Source organism: Dactylosporangium sp. CA-139114 (assembly GCF_050955725.1).
Lineage (GTDB): Bacteria > Actinomycetota > Actinomycetes > Mycobacteriales > Micromonosporaceae > Dactylosporangium.
On record NZ_CP192080.1, the window covers coordinates 4,372,500 to 4,388,856 of the forward strand.

Here is a 16,357-nt window from a genome sequence, read left to right on the forward strand (position 1 = left end):
GGCAGTGACGACGGCCGTCCCCGGCAGCGCCGCACCCGTTGCCGCCGCCCAGCCGGGTCTTCCTCGTGAGGTGTACGTCCTCAGCGTCGTCGGCGGCTGCGTCATGCTGGGCCTGGGCCTGGTGCTGCCGGTGCTGCCGGTCTACGCGGCGACGTTCGGGGCCGGGCCGGCGCGGACCGGCGCGCTGGTCTCCCTGTTCGCGTTGATGCGCCTGGCCACGAGTCCCTTCTGCGGCCGGCTCGCGGTGCGGTTCGGGGAGCGGCGGGTCCTGGTCGCCGGCCTGCTGGTGTGCGCGGTCTCCTCGGCCCTGACGGCGTTCGCCGGGTCCTACTGGCAGCTGCTCGTGTTCCGCAGCCTCGGCGGCGCCGGTTCGGTGCTGTTCTCGGTGTCCGCGCTGGCGACCCTCCTGGCGATCGCGCCGGCCGGTCAGCGGGGCCGGGCCAGCGCCGTGTTCGAGGCGGGCTTCCTGCTCGGCGGGGTCTGCGGACCGGCACTCGGCGGGCTCCTCGCGCTCATCGCCCTGCCCGCGCCGTTCGTGGTGTACGCCCTGCTGTTGCTGGCCGCCGCGGCGCTGACCCTGGCGGTGCTGCGGACCGGCCGAGCCGCCGGCGCGGAGCCCGGCCGTGACGTGGTCCGGCTCCCGGTGCTGCTGCGGGACCGGCGCTACCTGGTCGCCTGCCTCGCGGCGCTGGCGCAGGGATGGGTCCTGTTCGGGCTGCGCAGCGCGCTGGTCCCCATCGTGGTCGTGGCGTGGCGGCACGACGTGACGTGGGTCGGGTGGGCGTTCACGATCTCCGCCGTCGTGCAGACGCTGCTGATCATGCCGGCCGGCCGGGTGGTCGACCGGGCCGGCCGCCGGTCCGCCATGATCGCCGGGACCGGTGTGGCCGCGGCGGCGATCACCGCCCTGGTGTTCGTGGACGGCTACGCCTGGCTCGTCGTCCTGCTCGGTGTGTACGCGGCGGGATCGGCGCTGCTCAACGCCGCACCGGCCGCGCTGGTCGGTGACGTCGTGGCCGGCCGGGGCGGCAGCGGCGTCGCCGTCTTCTCGATGTGCGCCGATGCCGGCGCCGTCGCCGGGCCGGTCGTTGCCGGGCTCATCGCCGAACGCGCGAGTGTGCCGGCCGCCTTCGGCAGCGGCGCCGCGCTGCTGGTCGTCGCCTTCGCGGCGTCGTGGACGTTGACAACCGCTCGGCCAACACGAAGGAGCTGATCGATGACGGAGCCGTCTGCCCGGCACGAGCGGGGGGAGGCCATGTTCCAGCGGGTCTTCGGCCGCGAACCGCGCCCGGGCTCCTACCCGGAGTTCCTGGGGATCACCGTCGACCACCTCTTCGGCGAGATCTGGACCCGCCCGCACCTGAGCGTCGAGGAGCGCGAACTGGTCGCGCTGAGCGCGGTCACGCTGGCGCGGACCGACTGGGAGCTGCGCGGCCACATCGGCGCCGCCCTGCACCTGGGCATGTCGCGGGAGAAGATCGTCGAGGTCATCATCCAGCTCGCCTACTACGGTGGCTGGCCGGTCGCCAACAACGGGCTGCGCGTCGCCCAGGAGGTCTTCGCCGAGCTCGACAGCGCCACCGGGAGGGATGGGGGCCATGACCGGTGAGCCGTCGCCCCTCGACCCGGCCGACAAGGTCGACCTGTGGCGTCAGCGGTTCTTCGAGGCCCAGGCGGCCGCGGAGGAGTTCATCCTGGGCGAGCACGGCGAGGAGGGCCTGGCCGCGTGGATCCAGGCGAACTCCCGCATCACCGCGGAGCTGCTGCGGGCGCAACGGCCCGCCGGGGTGTCCGCCACGGATCACTTCATGGCCCGGCTGCGGCATCAGCTGCTGCTGTACGACTCGGCCGTGACCAGCGAGCCGCAGCCCTCGGGCGCCGTGCTGCGCAACGCCGACTGCGGGATCCTCCGGTACCGCAAACGGGCGGCCCGCGCCGGCGTCGTGCTGACGTTCTCCTCGCCGTGCCCGTACTGCCAGCAGCTCAACACCGCCATCGCCGCCCGCTACGTGGAGCCGGAGGTCACGGTGTCGTGCGAGCAGGCGGGCGACGGGTGCACCTGGCGCGCGGAGTCCCCTCACGACCCGGGAGCGGACGGGGCCGGGTCGCCGCATCTCGGACGGGCCGGCGACTGAACCAGCGGCAGCGCCGTGCGGCCGGCGGCCGGCGACCGGCTGCCGTCGAGCGTCATGCCGAGCTGCCGGCCGACGGCCACGCACATGTCGAGCGCCGCGGTGCGGGTCAGGTCCTGGTGCTCGTGCTGGGTGAAGCACGCCGACGCGACGTTCCTGTTCCGCAGGCGCAGGTACCACGGGAACAGCGATCCCAGCGCGGGCTCGGTCAGCATGGTGCGCGAATGCACGATCGTTGCCACCAGCAGGTTGCCGAACGGGCGCTGCGCGGCGTTCATGAAGCTCTTCAGGCGCTCCTGGAAGATCTTCAGCACCGCGGGGACGTTTCCCGCGTACACCGGCATGGCGAGCAGCATCGCCTGCGCGCCCTCGGCCAGGCCGACCACGTGCTCGAAGTCGTCGTCGAGCGTGCACCGGCCCACCTCGGGATCGAGGCAGGTGTCCTCGCCCTCGCACATCGCGATGCGGTGGTCGATGAGCCGAATCCGCTGGATCTCCGCGTCGCCGACCTCCCGGGCGACGCCGGTGATCGCCGCCTCGAGCAGCGCGTCGGTCAGCGACGGGAGGCGCTTCTGCGTGCAGGACAACGCCACGATCTTCATGCGAAGAGCCTCCCGGTCCGCTCGGTGCGCCTCAACCTACCGGCAATCGAGCGCCACCGATACGCCTCGGCTGCCGCGGCGCGGTGCCGAACACCGTGCACTCGCAGTCCTCGGCGATCCGGTGGGGGCGTCGCCGCGGCGCGGCCGGCCGCGAGCGTCGCGCGAGGGATCCGGGGTCCACGAGCGGCTCGGCTTCGCGGTCCCCGGCCGGTGCGGTCGCACGGCTTCGGATTCCCGCATAGTGCGCGTAAATCCGAAATTTCGGACACATCGCATTCGTCAGTTCCGTAAGGTCGGGCGTGACAGGCCCGATCGGAGGGAGACGAGCGGTGAATCGCACGAAGGGGGCGGCGCTGCTGCTCCTCGGCGCCCTGGCCCTGACCGGCTGTTCCGAGCACGCGAACGCGGAGACGGCGGTGCGCCTGACCGGCCTGGCCCGCCTGGCCGCGGCATCCTCGGTCGCGCCCGTGATGGTGGCGCCCAGCGCCCCGGGCACCGGCGCATCGCCCGGCGCCTCGGCCGGCACCTCGAACGCGGCCGACGACCTGCGCGCGGCCCTGCTCACCGACGCCGACATCCCCGGCGGCGGCTTCACCCCCGTGGCCGTGGCGAGCAGCCACAACGGCAAGGTGAGCATCGGCGGCGGCAGCTTCCCCGGCTGCCCCGCCCTGGAGCCGATGACGACCGACGAGACCGTGTCGGCCGCGGTGACCTACGCGCGGGGCGCGATGGGGCCGTACCTCACCCACGCCGTCGTCCGCTTCCCGGCCGGCCGGGCCACCGACGCCATCAAGGCGCTGGCGAGCACGGTCGAGGGCTGCAAGAGCTTCGAGCAGCAGCTCGCCGGCATCACCGTGAAGTTCTCGCTGTCGGCGACCCAGCCCCCGGCCGGCCTGGGCGAGGAGTCGGTGGGCCTGCGCATGACCGGCAGCACGGACATCGGCATCTCGGTGACCGCCGACATCGTGGCCGCCCGCCGCGGCGACTACGTGATCTGGCTCAACGACACCAGCATCGGCACCGACTCCTCGGGCCTGGCCGGAAACCTGGCCCCGGCCGCGGCCAAGCGCTGCGCCGGGACCCTGCCGGGCTGCTGACCGCGCTCACCCCGCGGGGCGGAACCGGCAGACGTAGAGGTCGGCTCCGCCCACCGCGCACACCTGCGGGTGCGGCTGCGTGTCGAGCCAGCAGCAGGCGCTCAGCGGCTGCTCGACCCGCAGCCCGCTCACGCACTCGCCGGTGAGCACGTCCCAGATGCGGATGGTGCTGTCGGCGCTGCACGTCAGCGCCCAGCGGCCGTCCACGCTGATGTCGCAGCCCGTGACCGGGCCGAGGTGGCCGACCAGCTGGACCAGGGGCGTGAACGTCGTCGTCTCCCAGACCAGCACCGTGCCGTCGGCGCTGCTGGTCAGCAGCAGGGTTCCGCCGGGGCTGACGGCGCAGTCGAGCACGGAGGCCCCGTGCCCGGTGAGCACGTGGCGCTCCTCGCCCGTCCGCGGGTCCCAGATGCGCGCGGTGCGGTCCCCGCTGACGGTGGCGATCCAGCGGCCGCTGGCGGTGAAGGCGCACGCGTTGATCGGGCCCCGGTGCCCGAACAGGCGGCGCACCTGTGAGCGGTCCGAGACGCGCCAGAGGATGGTCGTGTGATCGGCGCTCCCGGTGGCCGCGAACCGGCCGTCGGCGCTCACCGCCGTCGCCGTGACGCGGCTGCTGTGGCCGGCCAGCCCGGCGGCGAGGCGCAGCCCGCGCGCCTGCCACAGCCGCGCCGTGCGGTCCTCGCCGCCGCTGAGCACGATCGAGCCGTCCGCCGACACCGCGCACGAGTGCAGGGCACTCGGCCCGGACTCACGGTTGATCAGCTGCTCGGCGGTCTCGGTGTTCCACATCCGCAGCGTCCGGTCCGAGCCGGCCGTGACGATCCACGCGCCGTCCGGCCCGCTGGCGCAGTCGCGGATGGTGCCCACGTGACCGAGCGAGTGCTCGCCCGCGCCCACGTTGCTGACATCCCAGATCCGGACCGTGTGGTCCTGGCTCGCGGTCGCCACCCGCAGCCCGTCGGGGCTGAACCGGCACGAGTACGCCGCGACGCTGTGCGCCTCCAGGGCCCGCTCGATGACGCCGGTCCGCGCGTTCCACAGGACCATCCGGCCGTCGTCGCCGACCGCGCACAGCCGCAGGTCGACGCTGACGTCACACGCGTTGATCCGGCCGATCGGCCCCGAGTACGTGCGCTGGTACTCGCCCGTCTTCAGGTCGTAGCAGCGGACCTTGTGGTCGGCGCCGGCGGTGAACAGCCACCGCCCGGTGGCCGAGATCGCGCACGAGCTCACCCAGCCCTGGTGGTGGCTCAGGACGTGCATCCGCTTGCCGCGCTCGACGTTCCAGATCCGGGCCGTCCCGTCGCTCGAGGCCGTCACCAGCAGGGCGGCGTCGGGGGAGAACACGCAGTCGTTGACGATGGCGTCGTGGCCCTTCAGCGTGTGGCGGAGCCGGGCGCCGGGAAGGTTGTAGACGAGCGTGACCCCGTCGGCGCAGCCGACCGCGAGCAGCGTGTCGTCCGCCGACACCGCGCAGGTGACGGCGCCGTGATGCTTGACGTTCAGCTGCAGCACCGGCTCCGCGGTGTCGGCGGACCACACCCGCACGGCCCCGCTGTCGAACGCGGCGACGATGAGCGCGCCGGACGGGGAGACGCGGCAGCAGGAGGCGCGTTCCCCGGCGTTGGTGAGCGTCCTGGTCCGTTGCATGGTGCCCAGGTCCCACACGGCGACGGAGCCCCTGCTGTCCGACGACACCAGCGTCGTGCCCGAGGGCGAGAACCCGCAGCTGAGCACGCCGCGGGTGTGCCCGGCGAGCACGACGTGGGAGCGGCTCGACTTGACCTTCCACACGCGCGCCGAGCGGTCCTCGCCGACGCTGATCACCGAGCCGCCGTCGGTCGTGATCACGCAGCTGCTCACCGCGGCGCGATGCCCGCGCAGCAGCTCCTCGGCGTGACCGGTCTCCACGTCGGTGATCTGGATCAGGCCGTTGGCGTCGGCGGTGAGGAACCAGGTGTCGTCGGGGCTGATCGCGCAGGTGTTGATGGTGCTGACGTGGTGCGTCGCGATCTCCTTGCCGGTGCCGCCGGTCAGGTCCCACATGCTGACCGTCCCCTCCGACGATCCGGTCAGCAGCCACGAGCAGTCGTTGGCGATCGCCAGCGTCGCGCCGCGCCGCCCCACCGTCGCGCTGAACCGGGAGGTCGCCGGGAACACGTTGAAGACGTGCCGCAGCTCCCAGGTCTGCGCGTCCCACAGCCGGACCCGGCCGTCCGCGCAGGCCGTGGCCACCCAGCGCCCGTCGGAGGAGACGACGGCGAGGTACACCTCGTCCTCGTGGTCGGTCAGCGTCGCCAGGCACTCGCCGGTCGCGACGTCCCAGATGCGCGCCCGCGAGTCCGCCGCCGTGACGAGCCAGCTCATGTCCGGGGCGATGGCGACGCTCGTGATGCGCCGGAACGAGGCGCTCAGCCGCTGCAGCGGCACTCCGGTGCCGGCGTCGCGGATGACGACGTCGCCGGCGTCGGTGCCGGTCACGCACCAGCGCCCGTTGGGCGCGATGGCGCAGCACGGCACGACGCCGTGCTGCGTGGCCGTCCACAGGGCCTCGCCGGTCCGCGTCGACCAGAGCTTCGCCGAGCCGTCGGCGCTCGCCGTCACCAGCAGCGCGCCGTCGAAGCTCACCGCCACGTCGAGCACGGCGGCGTCGTGCCCGACGAGGGCATGGATGAGCTGGCCGGTGGACATGTCGAAGAGCCGCACGACGGAGTCCGAGGCGAGCACCCCGAACCACGCCAGGCTCGGGTCCGCGAAGCACCGCGAGACGACGTCGGCCTGGATCTGGATCGTGCGCGCGAGCGCGGGATGGGGCTCGTCCGGCAGCGGCCAGCTCGGCAGCGTCAGCGGCTCGACCCGGTCCTCCTGGTAGGCCGCGACGAACGAGCGCAGATCGGAGTACACGGCCATCCGGCTCAGCAGCGTCGACACGAGGGCGCTGCGCGGCTCGACGTCGACGAGCAGGTGCGTGTTGCGGCTCACGCACAGGCGCATGGTCTCCACGGTCCGGTCGCCGGAGTCGGTGAGGTCCGACTCGAGCGCCACGGGGCCCCGGTGCTCGAGCTTGGCCATCACGTATCGCAGGTCGCACAGCACCGAGACGGCGAGCTGCGGCAGCCCGGCCTCACGCATGTGGTAGATGAGCTGGTCCCACAGGTAGCGGTTGGCGGCCGGAATCAGCCACCAGCCGGTCTCGCCCGAGACCGGATCGGCCGGCATCTCGCGCCAGGCGCCCTCCAGCAGCAACCGGTTCATGTGCGTGAGCCGCGCACCGGCGCGCTGGCGCAGATAGGTCCGGATCACGTCGTGCAGCCGCAGCGCGGAGCGGTCCTCGCGGCCGGGCAGCGCCAGGGAGAGGTCGACGAGCCGGGCCGAGACGAGGTCGACGTCGAAGTCGGCCAGCCCGCCGGTCGCCTTCCAGAACGTCACGAGCGTGGCCCGGGTGATGTCGACGTCCTCGGGGAAGACCGCCAGCTCGAGGTAGCGATCCAGGTACTCCGCCGACAGGCCGGACAGGCTGACCTCGAGCGTCGCGGCGACCGCCTCGGCCCGGCGGCGCGGGTTCGTGAGGTCGAGCGAGGTCGGGCCGCGGTCGCGGATGCGCCGGGCGGTCACGTCGGCCGCCTCGGCCGGGGACCGGCCGCCGCGGATCAGGCTCCTGATGGTGGCGTTGACCAGGCCCATCAGCACGGGCCACTGGCCGGTCACGGCGAGCAGGTCGTCGAGGAGCAGGTGCGGGATGCTGCCGACGCCGGCCTGCAGCATCTCCCGGGCCTCGGCGTTGCGCATCGCGTCGACCACGATGGTGCGCGCGTTGTCCGGCAGGACCGCGTGGATCCTCGTCGTGACGAGCCGCGAGCAGTTGGGCCCGCCGAACATGAACGGCGTGAGCTGGGTGGCCTGCCAGACGTCGTCGATCACCAGGAGCCGGCGCTCGTCGGCCAGCAGCTGCCCGAGCCGGAAGCCGGCCTGCTCCGGATCCGTGAGCGCCGGCCGGACGCCGCTCAGCGCCTCGCTGAGGTCATTGATCTTCGCGGAGAGCTCGACCCCGGTGGCGCTCTCGCCGATGGTGATCCACAGGATGCCGCCCGGGAACATCCGCTGCGCGGCCGGCGACCGGCACACCTCCTCGGCCGTCGTCGTCTTGCCGAAGCCGCCCGCGCCCTGCAGCGCGGTGGTCAGCCCGACGGTGCCGGGACCCTGCTGCTCCAGCAGGTCGATCACGCTGTTGAGCAGCTCGATGCGCTCGACCACGTGCCCGCTGCGCGGGCGGACCATGTACGGGGCGGCGGCCGCCGGGCCGGACGCGACCGGCCGGTCCAGGGAGTGCTCCAGGAGGCCGCGCAGGACATCGACGCTGATCATGTAGACGTCGTTGGCGGTGTCCTCGGCCCCGGCCGCCTGCACGACGCCGAGCACCTGCCCGGTCCCCGGGTCCCACGCGGGGCCGCCGCTGAAGCCGCGGCGGACCCGGAACGTGCCGGCCGTCGGCTGGTCGACCTGCAGGCGGCTCCGGTCGGTGCTGCCCATGATCTGCCCGCCGACGTGCCCCTCGTTCGCGCGCCCGGGCGTGGGTCCCCACATGCGCACGGGCCCCGCGGCGCTGGCCGCGGCGAGGGGCAGCGGGGCGACCCCGGCCGGCAGGCCCCCGACGACCTCGATCAGCGCGAGGTCGAAGAGGTCGAAGGTGCCGCCGCCCGGCAGCCAGCCGACGACCTCGGCGATGCGCTGCGCCGGGGCGCCGTCGTCGTCGGCGAACGGGAACGTGACGACCACGTCGGCGGAGTCCGGCCTCCCGGACTCCCGGGCCGGGCGGCTCAGCACCGCGTTGATCACGTGGGCACAGGTGACGAGATGGACGTCGTCGACCGGAAACGCCAGCCCCACCGGGCCGTTCTTGCCCAGCACGCGGGCGATCGACCACTCCGGTCCCGTCGGCGTCACCAAGGACCTCCCGCCCTAGTCGCCACTCCTCAGTGATACCGCACGCGACTTTGCGGGCACAGCGCGCGAACGGACCCCTGGGATCGGCCGATGGGACGGGGCCGATTCCACCGAAAATCATCGATTCCGCATCGGATGCCGTGCCGCCGGACCGGGTCCGGCCGGGGACGAGCGGCGCTCAGAGGGCGAGGGTCACGGGAAGGCGGCGCAGCCAGAGGTCGAGGCCCAGGACGAGCTCCAGGGCCCGCCGGCCCGCGTCGTGGCCGGGCGGGGCGATGGGCGCCACGACCAGGTGCCAGGCGCGCGCACGGTCGAGCAGCGGCAGCACCGGGCCGGCCGAGTCCTCGAGCACGTGCATGAGCTGGGCCCGCAGCGCGAGCTCGTACGCCGGGTCCGACACCGTCGGGTAGGGGCTCTTGCGGCGCCGGGGCGCGAACCGGGGCAGGGCCGCGCGCAGGAGGCTCTTCTCGCGGCCGTCGGCGGTGTGCAGCGACCACGGGACGTTGTGCACGTAGTCGACCAGCCGGTGGTCGCAGAACGGCACGCGTACCTCGACCCCGCACGCGGCGCTCATCCGGTCGGTGCGGTCCAGCAGGATCGGCAGGAGCCGGGTCAGCTGGAGGTGCCGCACCTCCCGCATGCGCCGGTCCTGCGCCGGCTCGTCGTCCAGGTGGTCCACTTCGGACAGTGCGTCGCGGTAGGCGGCGTCGCGGTACTCGACGAGGTCCAGCCCGGCGCTCAGGCCGGGATCGAGCACGTCCGTGGGTGGCCCGTCGGGGTCGGCGCGGACCAGGTAGGGCGGGACGAGCCAGGGGAACGTGCCGGCGTCGCGCGCCCGCTCGTCGTGGCACCACGGGTAGCCGCCGAACAGCTCGTCCGCGCCCTCGCCGGACAGGGCCACGGTCGAGTGTTCGGCGATGTCGCGGAACATTAGGTACAGGGACGTGTGGAAGTCTCCGAGGCCGGTCGGGAACTCCAGGGCGGCGAGCGCCTCGGCCCGGGGGAGCGGGTCGGCGATGGCCGCGGCGTCCAGGAGCACCGTCTCGTGGCGGGTGCCGAGCGCGGCGGCGGCCGCGCGTGCGGGCGGGCCGTCGGCGGAGCCGGGCACCTCGACGGCGACCGTGCGCAGCGGGTCCGCCCCGGCGCGTTGGAGCTCCCGCGCGGCCAGACCGGCGACGACGGTGGAGTCGAGGCCGCCGGACAGCAGCGCGCACAGCGGGACGGCCGTGTGCAGATTCGCGTGTACCGCCTGCTCCACCAGCCCCCGCACGGTGTCCACGGTGGACTCGGGCCCGTCGGTGTGCCCGGCCGCGCCCAGGCGCCAGTACCGCCGCGCGCACACCCCGTCGCGGTCGACCCGCACGAGCTCGCCGGGGCGGACCTCGCGCAGGTCGGCGTACACCGCGTGCCCGGGCGTGCGCACGCCCGCGAGCAGCTCGCGCAGCCCGTCGAGCCCGACCCGCAGCCGGCCCAGCGGGTGCGCGGCGATGCCCTTGGGCTCCGACGCGAACAGCACCCCGCCGGGGACGGGCTGGTAGTACAGCGGCTTGACCCCGAGCCGGTCGCGGACCAGCAGCAGGCACTCGCGCCGCTCGTCCCACACCGCGAGCGCGAACATGCCCTCGAGGTGCCCGGCGAAGTCCTCGCCCCAGCGCAGGTAGGCGCGCAGGACCTCCTCGGTGTCGGTGCGCGGGCCGGCGAGGCTGTGCACGAACCCGCTGTACGTGACCGCCGCCAGCACCCGCCCGTCGCGCACGGCCAGCATCGGCTGCGCCCCGGTTCCGGGGTCGAGCACCGACAGCCGCCGGTGCCCGAGCCCGGCGTGCCGCCCGAGCCACACCCCTTCGCCGTCCGGCCCGCGCAGCGCCATGGTGGCCGTCATGGCGCGCAGCGTCGGCCGGTGTGCGCGAACGTCATGGTCGAAGGCGACCCACCCAACGATTCCGCACTCCCTCAGCACAGCACATCCGCGGCCCTCTCGGAGGCGTATCCGCCGTTGTGAGCAGACCGGGCAGGGTGCGGTAACCAGCGGGCGACGGGCCGGCAACACCGGGTGGCGAGCATGGGCGGCATGCGCAGCACTCCTCGCTTCCTGCAAGGCGTCTACACCTTCGAGGGCAAGGGACTGGACGCGCCGTCGCCGCTCGACCCGGCGCTGACCTACGTGGTGCCGGACGGGGCCGTCACGCAGCCCGTGTACCTGCGCGCCGGCAACGCCGCCGCCGAGCTCGTGTGCCTGGTGCTCATGCGCGACGGGCACCCGATGCGGTACTTCCCGGTCGGCGCGAAGGCGGACACCCACGTGGCCCTGCGGGTCGTGGAGGACCTCGAGCCCGGCTGCGGCATCGAGCTGCACGCCGCCGCGCCCGCCGGGGTCCGCGCGACCGTCGTCGTGGACCTGGGGCTGGTGGAGGTGTCATGAGCAAACAGCGGCTGGTGGTCGTCGGCAACGGGATGGCCGGGGCGCGCACCGTCGAGGAGATCCTCCGGCGCGGCGGCGCGCAGCTGTTCGACATCACGATGTTCGGTGCGGAGCCCTACGGCAACTACAACCGCATCCTGCTGTCCAACGTGCTCAGCGGCGCCGAGGACGAGGCCGGGATCTTCCTCAACGACCTGGAGTGGTACCAGGAGCACGGCATCGAGCTGCGCACCGGCGTCCGCGTGACCCGCATCGACCGCTTCGCCCGCGTGGTGCTCGCCGAGGACGGGACCGAGCGGGCGTACGACAAGCTGGTCATCGCCACCGGCAGCAGCGCCCACATGCCCGCGATCCCCGGCATCCGGCACCCGAGCCGCGGCTACCACCAGGGCGTCTTCGCGTTCCGCACGCTGGACGACACCCGCGCCATGATCCGCTACGCGCGGCAGCACGAGCGCGCGGTCGTCATCGGCGGCGGGCTGCTCGGCCTCGAGGCGGCCCGCGGCCTGCAGGCGCACCTGCCGCACGTGACGCTCGTGCACTCCGGCGGCCACCTCATGCACGCCCAGCTCGACGCGCAGGGCGGGGCGATCCTGCGCCGCAGCGTCGAGGCGCTCGGCATCGAGGTCGTCACCGGCGCCCGCACCACCGAGATCCTCGGCCGCGACGCGGTGACCGGCGTCCGGCTGCGCGACGGGCGGGACATCCCCTGCGACGTGGTGGTGGTCGCGGCCGGCATCCGCCCCAACGCGGACCTCGCCGCCGCGAGCGGGCTCGTGGTCGAGCGCGGGATCGTCGTCGACGACCGGATGCGGGCCCTCGACGAGCCCGACATCTACGCCGTCGGCGAGTGCGTCCAGCACCGCGGCGAGACCTACGGCCTCGTGGCGCCGCTGTGGGAGCAGGCCCGCGTCCTCGCCGACCAGATCACCGGGGCCGACCCGGCCGCCGAGTACCACGGCACCCGCACCGCCACCAGGCTCAAGGTGGCCGGCGTCGACGTGGCCTCGATGGGCCTGCGCGAGGGCGAGCGCGACGACGACGAGACGGTGGTGTTCGCCGAGCCGCGCCGCGGCGTCTACCGCAGCGTCGTGATCCGCGACGGCCGGCTCGTGGGGGCGACCCTCGTCGGCGACGTGCGCAAGGCGGCCTCCCTGACGCGGGCGTACCACGAGGGCCTGCCCCTGCCTCCCGAGCGCGCCGAGCTGCTGTTCGACCTCGGCTCGGCCCCGGACGACGCGGCCGGGCTCCCCGACGACCTGCAGGTGTGCAACTGCAACGGGGTCACCAAGCGCGCGCTGGGCGACGCCGTCTCCTCGGGCGCCCGGTCGCTCGGCGCCGCGATGGAGGCCACCCGCGCCGGCAAGGGCTGCGGCTCGTGCAAGACGCTGGTGGCCCAGATCGTCGAGTGGGCCGCGGGCGGCGCGGTGCAGGAGGACCCTTCGGCGTCGTGGTACGTGCCGGGCGTACCGATGGACAAGGCATCGCTGATGGCGGCGATCCGTGCGCACGGGCTGCGGTCGGTGTCGGCCGTGTTCGCGGCGCTCGCGCCCGGCGGGGCCGAGGACGCGAAGAGCAAGATGGGGCTCGCCTCGCTGCTGCGCATGATGTGGGGCGCGGACTACGTCGACGAGCGCGACGCGCGGTTCATCAACGACCGCGTGCACGCCAACATCCAGCGCGACGGCACCTTCTCGGTGGTGCCGCAGCTCAAGGGCGGCGTCACCACCCCCGCCCAGCTGCGGAGCATCGCCGAGGTCGCGGAGCGCTACGAGGTGCCGATGGTCAAGCTCACCGGCGGGCAGCGCATCGACCTGCTGGGGGTGCGCAAGGAGGACCTCCCGGCGGTGTGGGAGGACCTCGGGATGCCGTCGGGGTGGGCGTACGGCAAATCCTTCCGCACCGTGAAGACCTGTGTCGGCGCCGAGTTCTGCCGCTTCGGCCTCGGCGACTCCACGGCCCTGGGCATCGCGATCGAGGAGCGGTACCAGGGCATCGAGGGCCCGGGCAAGCTGAAGCTCGCGGTGACCGGCTGCCCGCGCAACTGCGCCGAGGCCTACGTCAAGGACCTCGGCGTGGTCGCCATCGAGGGCGGCCGCTGGGAGATCTACGTCGGCGGCGCGGCCGGCGCGCACGTGCGCAAGGGCGACCTGCTCGCCACGGTGTCCACCCCGGCCGAGGTGCTCACCTTGACCGGGCGCTTCATCCAGTACTACCGGGAGAGCGCGAACTGGCTGGAGCGCACCTACGCGTGGGTCCCGCGGCTCGGCATCGACCACCTCCGCCTCGCGATCGTCGACGACGCCTTCGGCTGGGCCGAGCGCCTCGACGCCGCCATCGCCGACTCGGTCGCGGCCTACCGCGACCCGTGGCTCGAACGCCACGCGACGGCCACGCCCGGCCAGTTCGAGTCGGTGAGGCGGCCGTGATCGTGCGCACGGTGCTCGGCCCGCTGACGTCGATCCCGCCGGGCGAGGGCCGCGCCTACGACGTGGACGGCGAGCTGGTCGCGGTCTTCCACCTGCGCGACGGCTCGGTGCGGGCCGTGTCCGCGATCTGCCCGCACCGGGGCGGCCCGCTGGCCGACGGCCTGACGGACCTGCGGCAGGTGGTGTGCCCCCTGCACCAGCACGCGTTCGACCTGGCGACGGGGTGCTCGACGACGGGCCAGCCGAGCCTGACCGTCTACCCAGCGACCGTCGACGCGCAGGGGCGGGTGGTCGTCGACATGCCCGCCGCCGGCGGACGGTAGCGGAGCGAGGGGAGCCGCCCGGCGCCGCCCGCGATCCCGGGCACGGCCGGACAGGATCGGACGCCTCAGCGTTCGTGGACCGGTGAGCCGTCCACGAAGACGAGGTCGGCCCGGGTGTCGTGCAGGGTGGTGCCCGGCGCGAACGGGTCGCGGTCCAGCACGACCAGGTCCGCCGCCTTGCCCGGCTCCAGGGTGCCGATCCGCGCGTCCAGATGGCTCACGTACGCCGAGCCGGCGGTGTAGGCCCGCAGCGCCTGCTCCAGCGTCAGGGCCTGCTCCGGCAGCATCGGCGTGCGGGCCATCGGCCACGCGGACTCCGCCGAGCCCGGGGGTTCCGTCCGGTGCACCGCCACGTGCATCGCCGGCCACGGGTCGGGCGTGGTCACGGGCCAGTCGCTGCCCGCCGCCAACCGGCCGCCCGCCCGCGCGATGGCCCCGAACGGGTACTGGTGCGCGACCCGCTGCGGGCCGAAGAACGGCACGCACAGGGTGTCGTTCTGCTCGTGGTGCGTGGCCCACAGGGACTGGATGTTCGCGGTCACGTCCAGCGCCGCGAAGCGGGGCACGTCCGCCGGGTCCACCACGTGCAGGTGGGCGATGTGGTGGCGCTGGGTGTTGCCGCTGGCCGCCACGGCGTCGAGGCACTCGCGGACGGCCCGGTCGCCGATGGCGTGGAAGTGCACCGCGAACCCCGCGGCGTCCAGCGCGTCCACATAGGACGAGAGGAGGTCCGGGTGCACGTTGGAGGTGCCGCAGAAATCCTTGCCGACATAGGGTTCGAGCATCGCGGCGGTGAAGTTCTCGGCCACGCCGTCCTGCATGATCTTCACGGTGCGGGTGACGAACCGGCCCTCGAGGCGGCGCCGGGCGCGGAAGTCCTCGAGCTGGTCGAGGCCGCGGTCGCGGTCCCACCACAGCGCGCCGGCGACCCGAGCGCGCAGCCGGCCCGACTCGGCCGCGGACACGTAGGTGCCGAACTGGTCGCGGGAGCCCGCGTACGAGCCCACGATCGCGTCCTGCCAGCCGGTGACGCCCAGCGAGAAGAGGTACCGCTGCGCCTCCATGAGCGCGTGGTCGTAGTCGGCCGCGGTGTCCGGCGGCAGCAGCGGGGTCACGAGGTCCATCGCGGCCTCGTGCAGCACGCCGGACGGGGAGCCGTCGGCCGAGCGCTCGATCCGGCCGTTGCGCGGGTCCGGGGTGGACGCGTCGATGCCCGCCGCGCGCAGGGCGGCCGAGTTGACCCACGCCGAGTGGTGGTCGCGGTTGGGCAGGAACACGGGGCGGTCGCCCACGACGGCGTCGAGGTCCTCGCGGACCGGCAGCCCGCCCGGGAAGGCGGACATCGACCAGCCGCCGCCGGTGATCCAGGCGCGGCCGGGGTGCGACGCGGCGTACGCGGCCACGGCGTCCAGGTAGCCCGCCCGGTCGTGCAGGTGTGACAGGTCACAGCGCAGCCGCTCGAGGGCGCCCTGCACCGGGTGCACGTGGGCGTCGTGCAGGCCGGGGATGAGCAGGCGGCCCGCGAGGTCGACGAGTTCGTGCGCGCCCGGCACCGCCGCGCGCACGTCCGCAAGATCGCCGACGGCGATGATGCGGTCACCGGCCGTGGCCAGCGCCTGCGGCCGCGACCCGTCGCCGGTCCAGATCGGCCCGCCCGTGAACACCATCGCATCCATGAGGCGAGAGGATACTAAGGTCGCGGGCATGATTCGGGTGCTGCTCGCCGACGACCACCAGCTCGTCCGCACGGGGTTTCGGGTCATCCTCGAGACGGAGGACGACCTGAGCGTGGTCGGCGAGGCGGCCGACGGGCGGCAGGCCGTCGAGCTGGCCCGCAGCACCCCCGCCGACGTGCTGCTCATGGACGTCGAGATGCCCGGCGTCGACGGGCTCGCCGCGACCCGGGAGATCACCGCGGCCGGGCCGGCGCCGGCGGTGCTCATGCTCACCACGTTCGACCGTGACGACTATCTCTTCGCCGCGCTCGAGGCCGGGGCCAGCGGGTTCCTGCTCAAGAACGGCACGCCCGAGGCGCTCATCGACGCGGTGCGGATCGTCGCGCGCGGGGACGCGCTGCTCGCGCCGGAGCTGACGCGGCGGGTCATCGCGGCGTTCGCGCGCCCCGGCCGGCGGTCGGCGGCCGGCGCCGGCGCGCGGCTGGAGGAACTGACGCCGCGCGAGCGCGAGGTGCTGGTCGAGCTGGCCGGAGGCGCCACGAACGCCGAGATCGCCGCGCGCCTGCTCCTGGGCGAGGCCACCGTGAAGACGCACGTGAGCCGGATCCTGACGAAACTGGGGCTGCGGGACCGCACCGCCGCGGTCGTCTTCGCCTACGAGCACGGCGTGGTGACGCCGGGTCCGTCGCGCGGCGGACCCCGGGGGTAGTTCGCCGGCCGGACTCGCCGGGG

General features: G+C 74.0%; 12 protein-coding genes. 8 read left to right on the forward strand and 4 right to left on the reverse strand.

What is annotated here, in order from left to right:
- Positions 1-4: 4 nt before the first annotated feature.
- Genes ACQP2P_RS19890 through ACQP2P_RS19900 form a run of 3 tightly spaced genes read left to right on the forward strand, consistent with a single transcriptional unit; the run spans position 5 to position 2,135 of the window.
- Positions 5-1,213 carry an MFS transporter gene (locus ACQP2P_RS19890; RefSeq protein ID WP_433618052.1) on the forward strand — a complete coding sequence of 403 codons (1,209 nt, stop codon included), beginning with the start codon at positions 5-7 and terminating at the stop codon, positions 1,211-1,213.
- Between the two features lie 3 nt (positions 1,214-1,216).
- Positions 1,217-1,609 (forward strand): carboxymuconolactone decarboxylase family protein, encoded by a 393-nt coding sequence (locus ACQP2P_RS19895; protein WP_433618054.1) that lies wholly within the window; start codon positions 1,217-1,219, stop codon positions 1,607-1,609.
- The gene (locus ACQP2P_RS19900; RefSeq protein WP_433618056.1) at positions 1,599-2,135 is read left to right on the forward strand and encodes a hypothetical protein; all 537 of its coding nucleotides are present in this window, start codon (positions 1,599-1,601) and stop codon (positions 2,133-2,135) included. The genes ACQP2P_RS19895 and ACQP2P_RS19900 overlap by 11 nt, the downstream gene beginning before the upstream one ends.
- Here ACQP2P_RS19900 and ACQP2P_RS19905 read toward each other — a convergent pair.
- Entirely contained in the window at positions 2,078-2,734 is a 657-nt protein-coding gene (locus ACQP2P_RS19905) for a flavodoxin family protein (RefSeq protein WP_433618058.1), read from the reverse strand. The two genes, ACQP2P_RS19900 and ACQP2P_RS19905, sit on opposite strands and share 58 nt — an antisense overlap.
- A gap of 329 nt (positions 2,735-3,063) precedes the next feature.
- Between ACQP2P_RS19905 and ACQP2P_RS19910 the strand changes: the two genes are divergently transcribed.
- Positions 3,064-3,831, forward strand: coding sequence for a hypothetical protein (locus ACQP2P_RS19910; protein ID WP_433618059.1), 768 nt, complete (start codon positions 3,064-3,066; stop codon positions 3,829-3,831).
- 6 nt (positions 3,832-3,837) lie between these two features.
- Here ACQP2P_RS19910 and ACQP2P_RS19915 read toward each other — a convergent pair whose 3' ends face one another.
- Both ACQP2P_RS19915 and asnB read right to left on the reverse strand, forming a co-directional pair.
- On the reverse strand, positions 3,838-8,775 hold the full coding sequence (locus tag ACQP2P_RS19915) for an NB-ARC domain-containing protein (protein WP_433618061.1): 4,938 nt from the start codon (positions 8,773-8,775) through the stop codon (positions 3,838-3,840).
- Positions 8,776-8,953: 178 nt separating this feature from the next.
- On the reverse strand, positions 8,954-10,735 hold the full coding sequence (gene asnB, locus ACQP2P_RS19920) for an asparagine synthase (glutamine-hydrolyzing) (RefSeq protein WP_433618063.1): 1,782 nt from the start codon (positions 10,733-10,735) through the stop codon (positions 8,954-8,956).
- Between the two features lie 111 nt (positions 10,736-10,846).
- Here asnB and ACQP2P_RS19925 point away from each other — a divergent pair, with 111 nt between their 5' ends.
- From ACQP2P_RS19925 to ACQP2P_RS19935, 3 genes are read left to right on the forward strand one after another with little or no spacing between them, the layout of a single operon-like run.
- Complete coding sequence (locus tag ACQP2P_RS19925; RefSeq protein ID WP_433618064.1) at positions 10,847-11,197, forward strand: molybdopterin oxidoreductase; 351 nt, start codon at positions 10,847-10,849, stop codon at positions 11,195-11,197.
- Positions 11,194-13,626: a nitrite reductase large subunit NirB gene (gene nirB, locus ACQP2P_RS19930; RefSeq protein ID WP_433618066.1), complete on the forward strand. Its 2,433-nt coding sequence runs from the start codon at positions 11,194-11,196 to the stop codon at positions 13,624-13,626. Before ACQP2P_RS19925 ends, nirB begins: the two co-directional genes overlap by 4 nt.
- The gene (locus ACQP2P_RS19935) at positions 13,623-13,949 is read left to right on the forward strand and encodes a Rieske (2Fe-2S) protein (protein ID WP_433618068.1); all 327 of its coding nucleotides are present in this window, start codon (positions 13,623-13,625) and stop codon (positions 13,947-13,949) included. The genes nirB and ACQP2P_RS19935 overlap by 4 nt, the downstream gene beginning before the upstream one ends.
- 65 nt (positions 13,950-14,014) lie before the next feature.
- Here ACQP2P_RS19935 and ACQP2P_RS19940 read toward each other — a convergent pair whose 3' ends face one another.
- Positions 14,015-15,625 (reverse strand): amidohydrolase, encoded by a 1,611-nt coding sequence (locus ACQP2P_RS19940; protein WP_433618070.1) that lies wholly within the window; start codon positions 15,623-15,625, stop codon positions 14,015-14,017.
- A 28-nt stretch (positions 15,626-15,653) separates the two neighbouring features.
- Here ACQP2P_RS19940 and ACQP2P_RS19945 point away from each other — a divergent pair, with 28 nt between their 5' ends.
- Positions 15,654-16,334 carry a response regulator gene (locus tag ACQP2P_RS19945; protein WP_433618072.1) on the forward strand — a complete coding sequence of 227 codons (681 nt, stop codon included), beginning with the start codon at positions 15,654-15,656 and terminating at the stop codon, positions 16,332-16,334.
- Positions 16,335-16,357 lie beyond the last annotated feature (23 nt).